Raw genomic sequence first — 18251 nt, 5'->3', positions numbered from 1 at the left:
GGTGAATAGGGAAAGGGCGGCTTTGGCCGCCCTTTTTCATGGTCCACTACCAAGGCCTGATTTTTTCGGCTAAACCGGGACAGGCTTGTTTGAATTCAGCATTTCCAGATATTTGGGGAAGAGCGCATGAAAGAGTGCAAGGCATGGATTGCCGGCGTGTCGGGAACGAAACTGACCGAGGATGAGATCGCGTTCTTCCGCGATGAAAGCCCCTGGGGCTTCATTCTTTTTGCGCGCAATGTCGAAAGCCTGGAACAGGTTTCCGATCTGACGGCGCATATGCGCGACCTGACGGGCCGGGACCAGACGCCGATATTCATCGATCAGGAGGGCGGGCGCGTGCAGCGGCTTCGCCCGCCGCTGGTTCCCAACTATCCCGCCGCCGCCGAAATCGGCGCCATCTATGCGCGCGATCGCGAGGCGGGCCTGCGCGCCGCATGGCTTCATGCCCGCCTGCACGCCTTCGATCTCATGAAGGTGGGCGTCAATGTGGACTGCCTGCCGGTGCTCGACGTGCCGGTGGAAGGGGCCCATGATGTCATCGGAGCCCGCGCCTATTCGAAGAACCCGCATGCCGTGGCCGAGATGGGACGCGCGGCGGCGGAAGGCCTGCTGGCCGGCGGTTTGCTGCCGGTGGTCAAGCATATGCCGGGGCATGGCCGTGCATTTGCCGATACGCACAAGGAGCTGGCGCGCGTCACCGTGCCGCTCAACGAACTGGTCGCGCATGATTTCGTGCCGTTCAAGGCGCTCAATGATCTGCCGATGGCGATGACCGCGCATGTCGTGTTCGATTGCATCGACCCACAGCGCCCGTCGACCCTGTCGCCGACCGTCATCAACACCATCATCCGCGATGTCATCCAGTTCGACGGCCTCGTGATGAGCGACGATATTTCCATGAAGGCGCTTTCGGGCACGCTTGGCGACATTGCGGAAGGCATCATCGGCGCCGGCTGCGACATCGTGCTTTATTGCGCGGGCGTGATGGACGAACTGAAGCAGGTTGCCGCGCGCGTGCCGGTTCTCGACGGCAAGGCGAAGCGCCGCGCCGATCTGGCGGAAGTCTATGCGGGCGATCCCGATCTTTCCGACGAGGAAGAACTGAGGGCGGAGTTCAACGCCATGTTCGAACGGATAGCGTAATCGTCAAAACTTGGTAAACTGACATGGTCGGCGGGCTGATCCGCCGGTGAAATATGATCGGCAGGAAAACAGGCTTGGCGGCATCGGGCGCAGACACAGACGGCAAGGACGGCACGCTCGTGCCGATGGATGCGCTGTGGCAGGGGGAGGCCGAACGCAGTGAAAGCGAACCGTCTCTCCTCATCGATGTGCAGGGGTTTGAGGGGCCGCTCGACCTGCTGCTCCACCTTGCGCGAAGCCAGCGCGTCGATCTTGCCCGCATCTCCGTTCTGGCGCTCGCGGAGCAATATCTGGTGTTCGTGGAACAGGCGCGCGCATTGCGTCTTGAACTCGCCGCCGATTATCTCGTCATGGCGGCATGGCTTGCCTATCTCAAGTCGAAACTGCTGATCCCGAAACAGCAGGGCGATGACGGCGCGACCGGCGAGGAACTGGCGGCTTCGCTGCATTATCGTTTGAAGCGGCTCGAAGCCATGCGCGACGCGGCGGCAAAACTCGTCAACCGCAACCGGCTGGGGCGGGATGTCTTTGCGCGCGGCATGCCGGAAATGGTTATGGTGGACAGGACCAGCCAGTTTTCCGCGACATTGTACGATCTTCTCACCGCCTATGCCTCCCAGAGGCAGCGGCAGGCCGTATCGCAGGTGCAGATCGCCAAGCGGGCCGTCTGGTCGTTGAAGGAAGCGCGCGGCGCGCTTGTGCGCCTGATGGGATCGGTAGGCGACTGGGTCTGTCTCGACCGCTTCCTGATCGATTATGCGCTTTCGCCGCGGGAGAGGGCCTCCGCACTTGCAAGCTCCTTCGCCGCCAGTCTCGAACTTGTCCGTGAAGGCAAGCTGGAAGTCAGGCAAAATGCGCCCTTCGAGCCGATCTATATCCGGGCGACGGGGGCTCTGAGTGAACTGGATGAGGACGAGGATGTCTGAGGCGGAACGTCGAAATCGGGCTGAAATCGAAAGCGACGAGGATCGGATGGAAGCGGAAGTTTCTGTTTCGTCGCAGGGCCTTGCCGAACTTGCGCGCATTGTCGAGGCCATTGTTTTTGCCTCCTCCGAGCCGGTTTCCGAACGCCTGCTGGCGGAGCGTCTTCCCGCCAATGTGGAGATCGCTCCGGTTTTGAGTCATTTGCAGAAAATGTATGAAACGCGCGGCGTGCATCTTGTTCAGGTCGGCAGCGGATGGGCCTTTCGCACCGCGCCCGACCTTGCCTTTCTCATGAACCGCGAGGCCGTCCAGCAGCGCAAGCTGTCGCGCGCGGCGATGGAAGTCTTGGCCATCATCGCCTATCACCAGCCGGTCACGCGCGCCGAACTGGAAGATATTCGCGGCGTCGAAACCTCGAAGGGCACGCTGGATGTGCTCATGGAGACCGGCTGGATCAAGCTGCGCGGGCGTCGCCGCACCCCCGGTCGCCCGGTGACCTATGGAACGACGGATTCCTTCCTTGACCATTTCGGCCTTCCGGAAATCCGCGATCTGCCGGGACTGGAAGAGTTGCGCGGGGCAGGGCTTCTGTCTGCGCGCATGCCATCCGGTTTTGCCGTGCCGGTGCCGAATATCGACCCGGATGAGCTGACGGAAGACGAGGAACCGCTTGAGGATATCGATCTGGAAAGCCTCGGCCTGCTTGCCCCGCGCGGTGAATAGCCCCCCCCGTCCGGCTTCCTGTCCGACCTTGCACGTCAATTTATTTGTCGCAAAGCCGTTCACCGTCACACTTCTGTTTGAAAGATTTGTTGAAAGCGCTTAAATCGTAACTGGCATTGCAGGAACATGCCGCGGGCTTGCGGCAATGAGAGGAATAAAATGGGTAGCTTTTCCATCTGGCACTGGCTGATCGTCCTGGCGGTTGTGCTTCTTCTGTTTGGCCGCGGCAAGATTCCCGAGCTGATGGGCGATGTTGCCAAGGGCATCAAGAACTTCAAGCAGGGCATGTCCGACGAAGACGCCAAGGAGGACGCCAGGGATTCGGGCCGCACGATCGACGCCAAGGCCGATGAAACCGTCAACGACGTCAAGAAAACCACCAAGTCCTGATCTGGGGCATGTCTCCCGAAAGTGGGAACCGGTTTCGGGATAAAGAATGCTGCGTGCGCAACGGCGTTCGCAGCATATTTGCCATTGCAAGTGCGGTTTTCCGCCGAAAGACGGGACGTGTGCGCGAATTGCGCGAGGTATCAGGAATATGTTCGACATCGGTTGGTCTGAACTTCTGATTATTGCGATCGTGATGATCGTGGTGGTCGGTCCCAAGGATTTGCCGAAAATGCTGAGAGCATTCGGCAAGGCGACCGCGCGCATGCGCGCCACCGCCAACGAGTTCAAGCAGCAGTTCGACGAAGCCTTGAAAGAGGCCGAGCTTGACGACGTCAAGACCATCATCGATGAGACCCGCAAGCTCGATCCGCGCTCGAAGATCACGCAGGTCTTCGATCCGATTCGAAGCGCGGGCGAGGATTTGCGCGCTGGCCTCCAGTCCACCTCCTCCATGTCGTCCCCCGTGTCGCCAGCGCCCCCTGAAAAAGTCGCGGAAGTGACGACGCCGGTTCCGCCTGCGGTCGAGCCGGCAGCGGAAAAAGCGGCGGCACCCAGGAAGCCGGCGCGCAAGACGGCGCCGAAGACGGTTTCCGCCAAAAAGCCCGCAGCAGCGAAATCGGAAACAGGCAAGGCTGCTACCGCCGCGCCTGCAAAAAAGACCACGAAGAAGACAGGAACCAAAGCGTGACACGCGACGAGGACGAAATCGAACAGAGCGCAGCGCCTCTGCTTGAGCACCTGATCGAACTACGCCGCCGCCTGATCTGGGCAATTCTGGCATTTTTCGTGGCGTTCATTTTCTGTTTTGCCTTTGCCAAACAGCTCTTCAACCTGCTGGTCGTGCCTTATCAATGGGCGCTCGACTGGGCGGGCATGGACCGCTCGAAAGCGGAACTGATCTATACGGCACCGCAGGAATTCTTCTTCACGCAGGTAAAGGTCGCCATGTTCGGCGGTATCGTGCTGGCCTTTCCGATCATTGCCGCACAGATCTACAAATTCGTGGCGCCCGGCCTCTACAAGCATGAGCGCATGGCATTCCTGCCATTCCTGATCGCGTCGCCGATCCTGTTCCTGATGGGCGGCGCGCTCGTCTATTTCTTCTTCACGCCGATGGTGATGTGGTTCTTCCTGGCCATGCAGCAGACAGGCGGCGCTGGCGAAGTGCAGATTTCGCTTCTGCCGAAAGTGTCGGAATATCTGAGCCTCATCATGACGCTCATCTTCGCTTTCGGTCTGGTGTTTCAGCTGCCTGTCGTCACGAGCCTGATGGCGCGCGTCGGCCTGGTGACGTCGGCTGGCCTGAAGGACAAGCGCAAATACGCAATCGTCATCGCTTTCGTCGTTGCCGCCGTGCTAACCCCGCCGGATCCGGCGAGCCAGATCGGCCTTGCCTTGCCGACGATCCTTCTCTACGAGATTTCAATCTTCGTGGCGCGCATGATCGAGAAGAAGCGTGATGCGGCGCAGGCCAGCACCGACGCCGAGAACAACGCTTCCTCGTCCTGATGTGTCCCGATGATTCCTGAGGTCGCACTATTGCGGCCTCGCTTCTGTCCAATTTCACGAAACGGCTTTTCCCATGCTCGACATCAAATGGATTCGCGAAAACCCTGAAACCCTCGATAAAGCGCTCGCCAAGCGCGGGGCACAGGCGCTGTCGTCCGAATTGATCGCGCTGGATGAAAAGCGCCGCGCCCATGTCGGCAAGGTTCAGGCCGCTCAGGAGCGCCGCAACGCGGCCTCGAAGGAAATCGGCAAGGCCATGGCCGCAAAGGATGCGGCGGCGGCCGACACGCTGAAGGCCGAAGTTGCCGAATTGAAGGATTTTCTCGCGCAGGCCGAGGACGAAGAACGTCGCCTGACGAAGGAGCTGAACGACGCGCTGTCGACCATCCCCAATATTCCGCTTGAAGATGTGCCGCTCGGCAAGGACGAAAGCGACAATGTTGAAGTGCGCCGCGTCGGCAATCAGCGCAATTTTTCCTTCCAGCCGAAGGAACATTTCGAGCTGGGCGAGGCGTTGGGCTATATGGATTTCGAGCGTGCCGCAAAGCTTGCGGGCGCGCGCTTCACCGTGCTGAAGGGGCCGCTTGCGCGCCTGGAACGGGCGCTCGGTCAATTCATGCTCGACCTGCACACGACGGAGCACGGCTATACCGAAACGATGCCGCCGCTGATGGTGCGCGACGAAGCCGTCTACGGCACCGGCCAGTTGCCGAAATTTTCCGAAGACCTTTTCCGCACGACCGATGGCCGCTGGCTCATCCCGACCGCGGAAGTTCCGCTGACCAATCTCGTTGCCGACGAAATCGTCGATACGAAGTCGCTTCCCCAGCGCTATACGGCGCTGACGCCATGCTTCCGCTCGGAAGCGGGGTCCGCCGGGCGCGACACGCGCGGCATGCTGCGCCAGCACCAGTTTTTGAAAGTGGAAATGGTGTCGATCACCGATGCGGACAGTTCGGTTGCGGAACATGAACGCATGACGGCCTGCGCGGAAGAGGTGCTGAAGCGCCTCGGCCTGCCGTTCCGCACTGTCGTGCTCTGCACCGGCGACATGGGCTTCGGCGCGCAGAAGACCTATGACATCGAAGTGTGGCTGCCGGGCCAGAACACCTATCGCGAAATTTCGAGCTGCTCGGTCTGCGGCGATTTCCAGGGCCGCCGGATGAATGCCCGCTATCGCCCGGAAGGCGAGAAATCGACCCGCTTCGTGCATACGCTGAACGGTTCGGGCGTTGCCGTCGGGCGTGCCCTGATCGCGGTCATGGAAAATTATCAGGAAGAAGACGGCAGCATTCTTATTCCTGAAGCATTGCAGCCATATATGGGCGGCCTCACGCGCATAGAGAAAGCCGCTTGAAACCCAATTGACTGAATGAAGGAGTGACGACGTGCGAATCCTGCTGACGAACGATGATGGTATCCATGCTGAAGGCCTCGCAGTTCTGGAGCGGATCGCACGCAAGCTCTCCGACGATGTCTGGGTTGTGGCTCCGGAAACCGACCAGAGCGGCCTCGCGCATTCGCTGACGCTGTCTGAGCCGCTTCGTCTGCGCCAGATCGATGAACGCCACTTCGCCCTGCGCGGCACGCCGACCGATTGTGTCATCATGGGTGTGCGCCACGTTCTGCCGGGCGCGCCCGATCTCGTCCTCTCCGGCGTCAATTCCGGGGCGAACATGGCCGACGACGTGACCTATTCGGGCACCGTCGCCGGTGCGATGGAAGGGACCTTGCTCGGTGTGCGGGCCATCGCGCTGTCGCAGGAATATGAATATGAGGGCGATCGCCGTATCGTGCCGTGGGAAACGGCTGAAACCCATGCGCCGGACCTTATCAAAAAGCTGATGGAGGCGGGCTGGCCGGAAGGTGTGCTTCTCAACCTGAATTTCCCCAATTGCGGACCGGAGGAGGTGCAGGGCGTGCGCGTCACGGCGCAGGGCAAGCTCAGCCACGATGCGCGCCTCGACGAGCGCCGGGATGGCCGCGGCTTCCCGTATTTCTGGCTGCATTTCGGTCGCGGCAAGGCGCCGGTTGCGGATGACAGCGACATTGCGGCCATCCGGTCCGACTGTATTTCGGTCACCCCGTTGCACCTCGACCTGACCGCGCATAAGGTTCGGGCGGAGTTGAGCGCAGCACTTGGGGTTGAAGCATGAGGCAGGCAGCGTCTGAGCGCCCACGGCTTTCGGACAGGGAGGGTTTTGCATCCTTTCTTATGCGGATGCGCGGATACGGCATCGACGATCCGCGCCTCCTTGCGGCCATCGAGGCGACACCCCGCCAGAGTTTTCTGGCATCGTCATGGTCGCATCTTGCCTATAGTCCGCGCACGGTGCCGCTCGACTGCGGCGAATACATGGAAGGGATCGACGATCAGGCCCGCGCCATTGCCGCGCTCAGGCTGGAGCCCGGCCATCGCGTGCTGGAAATCGGAACGGGTTCCGGCTTTACGGCGGCGGTGATGGCTTCGCTTGCCGGGCGTGTCACGACGGTCGAGCGTTATCGCAAGCTTTGCGACCACGCCTTGCAGCAATTCGTCTCGCTGAAGCGCGAAAACATCATGGTCAAGCATGCCGACGGTCGGCACGGCATGCCAGGTGGCCCCTTCGACCGAATCCTGATCTGGCTCGCCTTCGAGGAAATCCCGCGTCATTTCGTGGACCTTCTGGCGACGCACGGCGTTCTGATCGCTCCGATCGGTCCCGGCGACGGCAGGCAGGTCATGACCCGCATCGCCAAGGTCGGCAGCCGGTTCGAGCAGGAAGACCTGATGTCGGTTCGCTACCAGTCCTTTATCGAAGGCGTTTCGTCGGTCCTGTAGCCACCGAAACTATCGATTCGTCGGAAAAATGGCCGTCAGGCGCTCTCCGGCATGGCCGGAAGGGGCAAAGATGGCTGCTTTGTGCGCTTATGGTGTTTAATTGGTGAATCTTTTTTCGAAGATTAGCCATTCTTAACCAGAGAGTAACATTAACGCGTTTTAATCACCTTACCGAGTTTCGAGTATGGGCGAGTTGAACATGCGTTTACAAATTTTGCAGCACACGTCTGAACGTCTCCTGCGGAATGTCGCGATCGTTCTGATTGCCGGTTTTGGTGCCGGGTGCAGTGCCGATACGATGCGCTTCACTGATGGTATCAGTACGGGCTCTACGTCCAGTCAGCGCGTCGCACAGCAGCCGGCTGGCGATCTTTATGCATCCGCGGCTCCCGTTGCTCCCGCTTCGAGCGGTTCCGTTCAGCGCAATTCACTGCCGCCAGTGTCCTCGGCGCCGTTGGCGGCGCCAGTCGGGGTGCCTGTCGCGGCGGCATCCGGCCAGGTTCAAAATCAGGTGGGGCAGGCGCGGGATATGGCCGCAGGCCGTGTCAACAACACGGTCAATGCCGCCGAAACCAAAGTTGCAAGCGCCGCGACGGCCACGCGCAACAGCGTCAATGGTGCGCAGGAAAAGGTTCTGGGTCAGCTTCCGGCAAACCCGGCCATGCCACGGCCGGCCGATAACAATATCGCAGTCGTGCCGCAGGCGCCTGCCGTCAACGGCAAGAAACCATCGGCAAACGACATGGCTTCGGCTGGCGCCAATGCCACGACGCCGCCCGCGCCGAACGGCACATATACGGTGAAGAGCGGTGATTCTCTGTTTTCCATCGCGCAGAAGCACAGCGTTCCCGTCGAACGGCTCAAAAAGGCCAACGGCTTGACGAATGGCGCCATCCGCGTTGGACAGTCGCTCGTCATCCCGTCAGCCGCAGCAGGCAATGCAACCCAGGTCGCAGCGGTTTCGCAGCCGCCGGAAAACCCGGCCAAGGCTGCCGCCGCACCGGCTGCCAATGCCGATGTGAAGCCTTACACCCCGCCGCAGGCAAGCAACAAGGTGATCGAGGATGCCGAAAAGGATCAGGCCGCAGCGCCTTCCTCAACCGGCATTTCCCAGATGCGCTGGCCGGTGCGTGGCCGTATTCTCGCAAGCTTCGGCCAGCGCGACGGTACATCGGTGAGCGACGGCATCGACATCATGGTTCCGGAAGGCACATCGGTGAAGGCGGCTGAAAATGGCGTCGTCATCTATGCCGGTGACGGCCTGAAGGAATTCGGCCAGACGGTTCTGATCCGCCACGACAACGGCCTTGTCACCGTCTATGGTCACAACAGCCAGATACTGGTTCAGCGCGGCCAGAAGGTTCGTCGCGGCGAAGAAATCGCAAAATCGGGCATGAGCGGAAACGCGAAATCGCCGAAGCTGCATTTCGAAGTGCGCAAGAACTCCGCTCCGGTCAATCCTTCCAAATATCTGGAATCCTAAAGCGTGTCGCATTTTATCATAGTCATATGACACGCTTTAAGTTTTTGTTTTCATGCATGTCTTTATCCCAAAACCGGTTCCCACTTTTGGGAGACATGCTATAATCGGAATGTGATTCAACAAGAAAGGCGGACCTCAAAGTCCGCCTTTCTCTTTTATGCGTGGTTCAAGCATTTTACATGGCAATGCCGAGGCGGCCCGCCAGATCCTGGATATATTGCCAGGCAACGCGGCCCGAACGGTTTCCGCGCGTGGTGGACCATTCCAGTGCTTCCGCATGCATCCTGGCCGGATCGTAAGTGAGCTTGAAATAGGCCGCATAGCCGTCGACCATGGCGAGATAATCATCCTGACTGCATTTGTGGAAGCCGAGCCAGAGGCCGAAACGGTCGGAAAGCGATACTTTTTCCTCAATGGCCTCGGACGGATTGATCGCCGTCGAACGCTCATTGTCGATCATGTCGCGCGGCATCAGATGACGCCGGTTCGAGGTTGCATAGAAGATCACATTGCCGGGGCGTCCCTCCACGCCGCCTTCAAGCGCGGCCTTAAGCGATTTATAGGACGTGTCGTCATGATCGAAGGAAAGGTCGTCGCAGAACAGGATGAAACGATGGTCCTTTTCCTTGATGAGGTTCATCAATGTCGGCAGGCTGTCGATATCCTCGCGGTGAATTTCGATCAGCTTCAATGGTTTGCGATCCGGCATTTCGGCGTTCACGCTTGCCTGTGCGGCCTTGACGAGCGAGGATTTGCCCATGCCGCGCGCGCCCCAGAGCAGCACATTGTTTGCCGCAAAGCCTTTTGCGAAGCGCCGGGTATTGTCCACGAGCTGGTCGCGCACCAAATCTACGCCACGGATCAGTGCGATATCCACGCGGTTCACATTGTTGACCGGATCAAGGGTCAGGCGTTCAGGCGCCCAGACAAAGCAGTCTGCGGCATCGAGATCGGGTGTTTTGGCTACCGGCGGCGCGATGCGTTCCAGCGCGGCGATCAAGCGGTCCAGTTTCTGGCTGAGTATGTCTTCGGTCGTCATTTCATGTCCCTGATGATAGGAATATGGACTTAACATGCCACAGCGGAGGCGAAAAGTGTGCGACCTTGGCACAGGCGGGGTCATCGCTGGTTGCATTTGGCGCGCTAACCATTGTAATGCCTTTAATAATTGTCTTCGAGACTTCAGAGGAGTTCCTAATGTTCGTAACACCGGCTTTCGCTCAAGCATCCGGCGGCGCTGTCGGACCAGATATGCTCATGAGCATTCTGCCGTTCATCCTGATTTTCGTCATCATGTACTTTCTTATCATCCGCCCGCAGCGGACCCAGATGAAGAAGCGTCAGGAAATGCTGGCCCAGGTTCGCCGCGGCGACACGGTCGTCACCGGCGGCGGCATTGTCGGCAAGGTTCAGAAGGTTGTTGACGACAACGAACTTGAAGTCGAAATCGCCGAAGGTGTGCGCATCCGCGTCATGCGCAGCACGCTGATGGATGTTCGCGTCAAGGGCGAACCCGTCGCCGACAACAAGAACAAGTAATTCTTTTGACGACATGGCAGGCCCCGGTAAGGTTTCCATAACCGGGGCCTGCGCATTATTCGGCAAGCGCGGACATAGGATGCGCGTGCCACGACGCCGGAGAGCGGTTCGCGACAGGTGAACTCCGGCATGCGTTATCCAGGCTGATACGGAATTGCTGCTCGATGCTCTATTTTTCACGCTGGAAATCTGCCCTGATCTGGCTCGCGGTTCTCGTGAGCTTTATCATCGCATCCCCGAATTTTTTCTCGCGTGAAACGCTGGCCAAACTGCCCGATTTTCTGCCGAAGCAGCAGGTCGCCCTTGGGCTCGATCTCTCCGGCGGCTCGCGCCTGATCCTGCAAGTGCAAAACTCCGGACCGGGAGAGCTGGAGCGTACCGCCGGCATCATGCGGCAGCGTCTGGAAGAACTTGGCTATGGCAAGCCTCTCGTGGAAGAGGAAAACCGCAACCAGATAAGGGTGGAAGTACCCGGCGTCTATGACGCGCAGCTTCTGAAGGACATTCTCAGCGTTCGCGGCAATTTCTCCTTCCGTGCGGTCGACAACACCATGGGGCCGGACGATGCCATCCGTGGCACGCCGCCAGCCGATAGTGAAGTTATCTACTCTTATGACGACCCGCCCGTCGGTTACCTCGTCAAAAAGCAGCCGATCCTGACCGGCGCCAATGTGACCGATGCCAGGGCGACGCTTTCCACCGACGATAACGAACCGGTCATCACCCTGGCCCTGGACGATGCGGGCCGCAGCAACCTTGCCGAGGCCACATCACATCTGGTGGGCGGAAGCTTTGCCATCGTCGTCGACAATCAGGTCGTTTCGGCGCCTGCCGTCGATGAAAAGCTCGATACGAACGAGTTGCAGATTTCAGGCGCTTTCGATCTTCAGGCCGCCAATAATATGGCGGTGGTGCTGCGTTCGGGCGCATTGCCGCAGAATGTCACCGTGCTGGAAGAACGCACGATCGCATCGGCCCTGGGCGAGGACTATGCCAGCGCCGCCGCATTGGCGGCGCTGCTTGCGGCGCTGCTTGTCGGCCTGTTCATGGTGTTGTCCTATGGAATTCTCGGTGTGATCGCCATGATCGCGCTGGCCGTCAATATCATCATCCTGACAGCCATATTGTCGCTGATCGGCGCTTCCATCAGTCTGGCCAGCATTGCCGGTCTGGTGCTGACCACGGGTCTGGCGGTTGACGCGCATATCCTCATTTACGAACGTGTGCGTGAGGATCGCCGCAAGGGCTATTCCGTCGTGCAGGCGATGGAATCCGGCTTTTATCGCGCCCTTTCGACCATTATCGACGCAAACCTCACCACGCTCATCGCGGCGCTCGTTCTGTTCCTGCTGGGTTCGGGAACCGTTCACGGCTTCGCGCTGACGGTCGCGATTGGCATCGGCACGACGCTTTTCACCACGCTTACCTTTACGCGCCTGCTGATCGCGCAATGGGTGCGCACGGCCAAGCCCAAGGAAGTGCCGAAGCGATACCTGAAACTGGTGCCGACGGTGACGCATATTCCGTTCATGCGCCTCCAGTTCGTGACGCTTGGCATATCGGTGCTGGCCTGCGCCATCGTCGTGGCGCTCTTCGTCAATATCGGCTTCAATTACGGCATTGATTTCCGTGGCGGCTCGATGGTCGAATTGCAGGCCCGCAACGGCGACGCCAATCTTGAAGACATCACCGAGCGCCTTGCCGAACTCAATATCGACAGCGCCCGTGTCCTGCCGGCAAAGTCGCCGCGCTCCGCCCTTGTCATCATCGGCAGCCAGGAAGTCGGCGACGATGCGGAACAGACGGTCGCGGTGAAGCTGCGCGGGGAGTTCGAGCAGGATTATGCGTTCCAGCGGGTTGAAGTGGTCGGGCCGACGGTTTCGGAACAGCTTTCGCGCGCCGGCATTCTGGCGGTGATCCTGTCGCTGATCGGCATCTTCATCTATGTCTGGGTCCGGTTCCGCTGGCAGCTTGCCCTTGGCGCGGTGCTGTCGACCTTGCATGACGTCATCATCCTCGCGGGGATGTTCATCGTGTTCCGCATGGAATTCAACCTGTGGAGCGTTGCGGCAATCCTGACGATCATCGGCTATTCGCTCAACGATACGGTAGTGATCTATGACCGTGTGCGCGAAAACCTGCGGGTCTATAAAAGCGCGCCGCTGCCTGCCATCATTGATGCCTCAATCAATCAGACCCTGTCGCGTACCGTGCCGACCTCCTTCGTGACCTTCCTCGCCCATATGCCGCTTTATGCGTTTGGCGGCACGGAAATCCGCATGTTTGCCCTGGCGCTCAGCGTCGGCATTATTGTCGCGACCTATTCGTCGATCTTCATCGCCGCTCCCTTGCTCGTCCAGTTCGGGCTCAAGCCGCGCGGGCCGGAAGAAGGCGATGCGATGGACGATGAACTGGCGCAATCGCTGAATTTGGAAAGCTGAACATGGCCAACGGGATAGAGATACGCGAGGCCCATTTTCCGGGTCGTGCTCCCATCGATGCCTATGGCAATTGGGGCTTCCGATTTGCCGAAATGTCGCATCGCGGTTCCATCCTTTGCCTGCCTTCGGGCATTCATGGCTGGGAACCCGCAACGCCGCCTGTACTGGCCAAGGCCGATCTCAAGATGATCCTTGAACAGGCATCGGATATTGAAATTCTGCTGGTGGGCACGGGCACGGATCTGCGCCGTATCCCGGAAGACGTGCGCGCCATCTTGCGTGAACACGGCATTTCCTCCGATCCCATGAGCACAGGCGCGGCGGTGCGCACCTATAATGTGCTTTTGGCCGAAGATCGCGCGGTTGCAGCGGCCCTGATTGCTGTAGATTGACCACCATGAACGAGAATGAGGCACATTGCCTGGCATTGCTTCGCGAAGCTGACCGGGACCGCTATCTTTCAGTGCTTTACGCGCCGGAGGATCGTCGCGGCGGTCTGGCGGCACTATACGCCTTCAATGCCGAGATCGCGCGTATCCGTGATCTGGTCCATGAACCATTGCCGGGCGAGGTGCGCCTGCAATGGTGGCGCGATCTCATCAATGGCCAGGCGCGGGGCAGTGCGCAAGCGCATCCCGTTGCCGCGGCGCTGATCGGCACGATTGAAAAATATGAGCTGCCGCGAGCCGCCTTCGACAATTATTGCGAAGCGCGCATTTTCGATCTTTATGACGACTCGATGCCGAGCCGCAATGATCTGGAAGGTTATTGCGGGGAAACCGCATCGGCGATCATCCAGTTAGCCGGATTTATACTCGACAGGGATGCCGCGCAGGCACAGACCGAGATAACCGGCCATGCCGGTGTGGCGCAGGCCGTGACCGGCTTGCTTCGCCTTATGCCTTTGCATCGGCGGCGCGGGCAAGTCTATGTTCCCGCTGATATGTTGCAGGCGGTCGGCGTGACGCGAGAAATGTTGCTTGCCGGGGATGACAAGGCAGCGATCGGGCGCGTCATCAGCATCATGCTGGCCTTCGCGCGTGAACATCTGGCGATTTTCGAGAAGAATAGCTCGCAGCTGCCGAAGAGCCTTGCTCCGGCGTTTTTGCCTTTGGCGCTCGTTCCGGCCTATCTGCGGGCAATCGAGCGTCTTGGCGCGCAGGCTTCCGAAAGGATCGCGGACATTTCCGCGATCCGCAAGCAATGGCTCATGTTCCGAGCCAGTTTCTGACTTGTCAGAACCGGCGGGCCTCCGTTCACCGGAACCGAAGCCCGTCACGATTTCACTTAGCCAGTCCCAGCCATTGACGGCAATCGGCCAGAGCGCGTGCGGACAGTGCGCGCTTCTTGGCGACGGTCTTTTCCTTGCCGCGCAGGCGCTTGCCTTCGGGCTTCGGCACATCGACGGGCGGGAACAGGCCGAAATTTACATTCATCGGCTGGAACGAACGCTTGCCCGGTTCGTCATCGGCAACAATATGTCCGCCCGTGATGTGGCCGAGCAGGGCGCCGAACGCGGTTGTCACCGGCGGTGGCGTCAGCGTCTGCCCCAGCTTTTCTGCGGCTGTGAAACGGCCCGCCAACAGGCCGATGGCTGATGATTCGACATAGCCTTCGCAGCCCGTCACCTGACCGGCAAAGCGCAATGTCTCGCGCGATTTCAGGCGAAGCGTACCGTCAAGCAGTACGGGAGAGTTCAGATAGGTGTTACGGTGAAGACCGCCAAGACGCGCAAATTCAGCGTTCTCCAGCCCCGGAATCATCTTGAAGATGCCGGTCTGCGAGCCGTATTTCAGCTTCGTCTGGAAGCCGACCATATTGTAGAGCGTGCCGAGCGCATTGTCCTGCCGCAACTGCACCACGGCATAGGGTTTTACGGTCGGATTATGCGCATTGGTGAGGCCCATCGGCTTCATCGGGCCGTGGCGCAAGGTTTCCGGTCCGCGTTCGGCCATCACCTCGATGGGCAGGCAGCCATCGAAATAGGGCGTGCCTTCCCATTCTTTGAAGTCGGTCTTGTCGCCCTCGACCAGGGCGGCGACGAAGGCTTCGTACTGCTCCTTGTCCATGGGACAGTTGATATAGTCTTTTCCGGTGCCGCCGGGGCCAACCTTGTCATAGCGCGACTGGAACCAGCAGACATCCATATTGATCGAATCGAAATGGATGATCGGCGCGATGGCGTCGAAGAAGGCCAGGGCATCGGCACCGGTTTGCGCCTGGATGGCCTCGGAAAGCGAGGGTGCAGTCAAAGGCCCGGTGGCAACAATGGTCGTTCCCCAATCTTCCGGCGGCAGGCCGGTGACTTCTTCCCGAACGATTGTGATCAGCGGATGCGCTTCAAGCCTGGCCGTCACGGCCTGCGAAAAGCCCTCGCGGTCGACAGCGAGCGCGCCGCCGGCCGGAACCTGATGCGCATCGGCGCAAGCCATGATGAGAGAGCCCGCAAGGCGCATTTCGGCATGAAGAACGCCGACGGCATTGGTTTCGGCATCATCCGAGCGGAAGGAGTTGGAACAGACAAGCTCTGCAAGCTGCTCGGTCTTGTGGGCATCGGTGCCGCGCACAGGGCGCATTTCATGCAGGATGACGGGTACGCCCGCCTGCGCTAGCTGCCATGCCGCCTCAGAACCGGCAAGACCGCCGCCGACGACGTGAACGGGAGAAAGATCGGATGTGTTTGACATGGGCCATTCCCTTATCGCCTTTGCTGGAAGCCTTCAATGGAGAAGGTTCGCGCAGGCGCAGAAACGAGCCGCAAAAAGAAATGGCATCCGTCGCGGGAGGAGGAGCGACGGATGCCATTATGGTAAGACCGGCATTGGGAGGAGGAGAGCCGGTCTTGGCTCACCGCAGAACCTGGGAGGAGGATGGCTCTGCGATAAATCAAGCCTGGTGGGAGGAGGAGCCAGGCTTGGGAAAACCCGTATCGGGAAAACTATGAGGCTCGTTAAATCAGCGAGCCTTGGCCTGGCGGGCCACGAACGGAATGTCGGCGCGGGAAATGCCAAGATCGTTCAGCTCACGGGTGGAGAGCTGGCTGAGTTCATTGACGGTATCGCGGTAACGGCGCCAGTTGTTGTAAGAGCGGATAAGGTTCATCGTGCTATTCCTTCATCGTTGAGGAACTGGAGTTCTGTTCAATTCATCTCGTTTGTTGCCCATCATATAAGCTATTGTTTTCGCAGCTTGCAGGCCCGACTTTGCATAGCTGCCCTGCGGGTTCTGCAAGTCACGCTAAATCGATTAGACTGGTGAGGCATAAAATTGCCGCAAAGCGATTTGATCCCGCTCTTTGCCGACGGCTCGGTTTCCTATATGTTCTCAACCGCTTGCCGTTGCGACAGCAAATACCGAAAGACTGACCAGGAGCTGAATTGTCATTTTCCATTTCTGTTGAACGCCTGATCGAGAGATGGCAGCGGGACGGTCTGATCGATGCCGAGACAGCATCGACACTGAAAGCCGACGTTGAAAAACGTGCATCGGTCTTCAGCCTCGGTTCCGTTCTGGCCACGCTCGGCGGGCTGCTTCTGGGGGCTGCCGTCATCATGCTGGTTGCCGCCAACTGGCAGGACATGCCGCGCCTTATGCGCATCGGCCTCATATTCGTTCTGATATGGGCGAGCTATCTTGGTGGTGCATGGCGACAGTCCCGTGGGGACAGGCTGTTCCCGGCGGCACTCTATAGTGTAGGGGCTGCATCGTTCGGGGCAGGGCTGGCGCTTGTGGGGCAAATGTATCATTTGTCCGGCGACATCCATTCTGCCGCACTCTATTGGTCTGCCGGCGTTCTGGTTTCGGCATTTCTTCTGCGCGCGCCGGTGCTGGCGGCGTTTGGCGCGGGTGTCGCCTGTTTCTATCTTTCGACCTACGCTTTCGATGCTTCATCCTATGGCGATTTGGCCTATCGCTGGGTCGGGCCGCTGCTTCTGCTCTTCGGCGCTGCGGCGGCCTTGTTCACGCGCTCGCGGCATGCGGCGCATCTGTGGGCGATCTTCTCCATCGGCTGGAGCTTGCTCATCTATGCCGAACATGAAAGCAATACGGTGCTGGTGCTCATGCTGATCGTGGGCCTGGGCCTGATACTTGCTGACGGTTTTGCCCATGCAGCCTTGCAAAGACTGACCCGCTTTGCCCATCCGCTCGCGGCCTACGGCCTGGCTCTGGCGCTCTTGTCGCTCGCCACGCTTCAGCTCAACCAGATGTTCTCCTATTCCAATGCGACGACAGGCCTGGACCGGGACATATTCTATAGCATCTTCATCTTGGCGCTTTCGGTCGGGGCCATTGCGGTCGCGGGGCGGAACAATGGCGGCTTGCGCTCCATCGCTTATGCCGCTTTTTCAATCGAAGTCCTCTATCTGGCTTTCGAGACGGTTGGCACCATGATCGGAACCTCCGGCTTCTTCCTCACCGCCGGCATTCTGGTGCTGCTGCTGGCGGCCTTTGTGCGCCGCATGGAAAACCGCTTCGGAAAAAAGCGCAGCGCGGAGGTTAACCCATGACCATTCGGTTCCGCTGGCTCTATGTCGGGGCAATCGTCACCGCATTGCTGCAAACCGGCATTCTTTATGCAGGCATCGAAAAACGCGCCGCTGTCCTGCGCTCGGGCGCACAGGTGACGCTCCAGACCGAACCTTTCGATCCCCGTGACCTGATGCGTGGCGACTATGTCGTTCTAGGGTACGAGATATCCAGCCTGCCGCGAAAGGTCATTCAGGATGAGCGCCCGGCCGGTTCGCGCACTGTCTATGTGGCGGTGAAGCCCGATGCGCAGGGCATTTCGCGTTTCTCCCGCGCGTCTTTCCTGCCGTTCAGCGATCTTGCCGCGGGCGAGGTGCAGATTCGGGGCGAGGCCGTCTATTCGATACCGGATGATCCGCACGCGAATATCCGTCTCAATTTCGGCATTGAGCGCTATTATGTGCCCGAAGGGCAGGGACGTGCGATTGAGGACAGCCAGCGGGACCGGCGGATTACCGCCGTTGTCGCCGTCGATCCGAAGGGAACACCGGCCATCAAGGCCTTGCAGGAAGACGGAAAGCAGCTTTATCGGGAGCCGCTTTACTGATCCTGTCATCACGTCCTGTTTCAAAAGGGTTGGATGACGCGGCAGGATCGCTATATAGAGACGAAAAGGGCAGGAAAGGCCCGAGCCGGATCAAACCTTGCAAATCTATGCAGGGAAGGCGGCTTTTTTCCTTTGAACCGGCAAAATTGGATGATATAGAGACGCGCGCTTTCGAGGGGCGGTTCAATATCTGGGACGAAT

The 18251-nt window shown here is 59.4% G+C and carries 19 protein-coding genes; 16 read left to right on the top strand and 3 right to left on the bottom strand.

Annotation, left to right across the window (positions count from 1 at the left end; genetic code table 11):
- Positions 1-126: 126 nt before the first annotated feature.
- The 10 genes from nagZ to dipM all read left to right on the top strand — a co-directional run bounded on the left by nagZ (position 127) and on the right by dipM (position 8996).
- Positions 127-1146 carry a beta-N-acetylhexosaminidase gene (gene nagZ, locus AVM02_RS03520; RefSeq protein ID WP_411505644.1) on the top strand — a complete coding sequence of 340 codons (1020 nt, stop codon included), beginning with the start codon at positions 127-129 and terminating at the stop codon, positions 1144-1146.
- A gap of 74 nt (positions 1147-1220) precedes the next feature.
- On the top strand, positions 1221-2072 hold the full coding sequence (locus AVM02_RS03515) for a segregation and condensation protein A (protein WP_411505643.1): 852 nt from the start codon (positions 1221-1223) through the stop codon (positions 2070-2072).
- Positions 2065-2793, top strand: coding sequence for an SMC-Scp complex subunit ScpB (gene scpB / locus AVM02_RS03510; protein WP_411505642.1), 729 nt, complete (start codon positions 2065-2067; stop codon positions 2791-2793). Before AVM02_RS03515 ends, scpB begins: the two co-directional genes overlap by 8 nt.
- Positions 2794-2952: 159 nt before the next feature.
- A complete protein-coding gene (locus AVM02_RS03505) occupies positions 2953-3183 on the top strand; it encodes a twin-arginine translocase TatA/TatE family subunit (protein ID WP_411505641.1) in 231 nt (76 codons plus the stop codon).
- Between the two features lie 148 nt (positions 3184-3331).
- Complete coding sequence (tatB, locus tag AVM02_RS03500) at positions 3332-3871, top strand: Sec-independent protein translocase protein TatB (RefSeq protein WP_411505640.1); 540 nt, start codon at positions 3332-3334, stop codon at positions 3869-3871.
- Positions 3868-4692 (top strand): twin-arginine translocase subunit TatC, encoded by an 825-nt coding sequence (gene tatC, locus AVM02_RS03495; protein WP_411505639.1) that lies wholly within the window; start codon positions 3868-3870, stop codon positions 4690-4692. Before tatB ends, tatC begins: the two co-directional genes overlap by 4 nt.
- Before the next feature lie 73 nt (positions 4693-4765).
- Complete coding sequence (gene serS, locus AVM02_RS03490; protein ID WP_411505638.1) at positions 4766-6049, top strand: serine--tRNA ligase; 1284 nt, start codon at positions 4766-4768, stop codon at positions 6047-6049.
- 31 nt (positions 6050-6080) lie between these two features.
- Complete coding sequence (gene surE / locus AVM02_RS03485; RefSeq protein WP_411505637.1) at positions 6081-6848, top strand: 5'/3'-nucleotidase SurE; 768 nt, start codon at positions 6081-6083, stop codon at positions 6846-6848.
- Positions 6845-7513 carry a protein-L-isoaspartate(D-aspartate) O-methyltransferase gene (locus AVM02_RS03480; protein WP_411505636.1) on the top strand — a complete coding sequence of 223 codons (669 nt, stop codon included), beginning with the start codon at positions 6845-6847 and terminating at the stop codon, positions 7511-7513. Before surE ends, AVM02_RS03480 begins: the two co-directional genes overlap by 4 nt.
- A 184-nt stretch (positions 7514-7697) precedes the next feature.
- Positions 7698-8996 carry a cell division endopeptidase DipM gene (gene dipM / locus AVM02_RS03475; protein ID WP_411505635.1) on the top strand — a complete coding sequence of 433 codons (1299 nt, stop codon included), beginning with the start codon at positions 7698-7700 and terminating at the stop codon, positions 8994-8996.
- 175 nt (positions 8997-9171) lie between these two features.
- On the opposite strand, the gene AVM02_RS03470 is transcribed toward dipM, so the two are convergent.
- Positions 9172-10035: an ATP-binding protein gene (locus tag AVM02_RS03470; RefSeq protein ID WP_411505634.1), complete on the bottom strand. Its 864-nt coding sequence runs from the start codon at positions 10033-10035 to the stop codon at positions 9172-9174.
- 158 nt (positions 10036-10193) lie between these two features.
- Here AVM02_RS03470 and yajC point away from each other — a divergent pair, with 158 nt between their 5' ends.
- From yajC to AVM02_RS03450, 4 genes are all read left to right on the top strand, one after another.
- The gene (yajC, locus tag AVM02_RS03465) at positions 10194-10535 is read left to right on the top strand and encodes a preprotein translocase subunit YajC (protein ID WP_411505633.1); all 342 of its coding nucleotides are present in this window, start codon (positions 10194-10196) and stop codon (positions 10533-10535) included.
- 164 nt (positions 10536-10699) lie between these two features.
- On the top strand, positions 10700-12976 hold the full coding sequence (gene secDF, locus AVM02_RS03460; protein WP_411505632.1) for a protein translocase subunit SecDF: 2277 nt from the start codon (positions 10700-10702) through the stop codon (positions 12974-12976).
- Positions 12977-12978: 2 nt separating this feature from the next.
- Positions 12979-13368 (top strand): Mth938-like domain-containing protein, encoded by a 390-nt coding sequence (locus AVM02_RS03455; RefSeq protein ID WP_411505631.1) that lies wholly within the window; start codon positions 12979-12981, stop codon positions 13366-13368.
- 5 nt (positions 13369-13373) lie between these two features.
- The gene (locus AVM02_RS03450) at positions 13374-14207 is read left to right on the top strand and encodes a phytoene/squalene synthase family protein (RefSeq protein ID WP_411505630.1); all 834 of its coding nucleotides are present in this window, start codon (positions 13374-13376) and stop codon (positions 14205-14207) included.
- Between the two features lie 52 nt (positions 14208-14259).
- Here the strand turns inward: AVM02_RS03450 and trmFO are convergent, their stop codons facing one another.
- The gene (gene trmFO / locus AVM02_RS03445; protein ID WP_411505629.1) at positions 14260-15663 is read right to left on the bottom strand and encodes a methylenetetrahydrofolate--tRNA-(uracil(54)-C(5))-methyltransferase (FADH(2)-oxidizing) TrmFO; all 1404 of its coding nucleotides are present in this window, start codon (positions 15661-15663) and stop codon (positions 14260-14262) included.
- A 268-nt stretch (positions 15664-15931) separates the two neighbouring features.
- Positions 15932-16078, bottom strand: a complete 147-nt coding sequence (locus AVM02_RS03440; RefSeq protein WP_411505628.1) for a DUF1127 domain-containing protein — start codon at positions 16076-16078, stop codon at positions 15932-15934.
- Between the two features lie 275 nt (positions 16079-16353).
- Here AVM02_RS03440 and AVM02_RS03435 point away from each other — a divergent pair, with 275 nt between their 5' ends.
- Both AVM02_RS03435 and AVM02_RS03430 read left to right on the top strand, forming a co-directional pair.
- Complete coding sequence (locus tag AVM02_RS03435; RefSeq protein ID WP_411505627.1) at positions 16354-17484, top strand: DUF2157 domain-containing protein; 1131 nt, start codon at positions 16354-16356, stop codon at positions 17482-17484.
- Positions 17481-18050: a GDYXXLXY domain-containing protein gene (locus AVM02_RS03430; protein ID WP_411505626.1), complete on the top strand. Its 570-nt coding sequence runs from the start codon at positions 17481-17483 to the stop codon at positions 18048-18050. The genes AVM02_RS03435 and AVM02_RS03430 overlap by 4 nt, the downstream gene beginning before the upstream one ends.
- Positions 18051-18251 lie beyond the last annotated feature (201 nt).

The organism is Brucella anthropi, assembly GCF_046630315.1.
Lineage (GTDB): Bacteria > Pseudomonadota > Alphaproteobacteria > Rhizobiales > Rhizobiaceae > Brucella > Brucella anthropi_A.
Note: the sequence above shows the minus strand (reverse complement) of the source record. Positions and strands in the feature narration are given on the sequence as shown.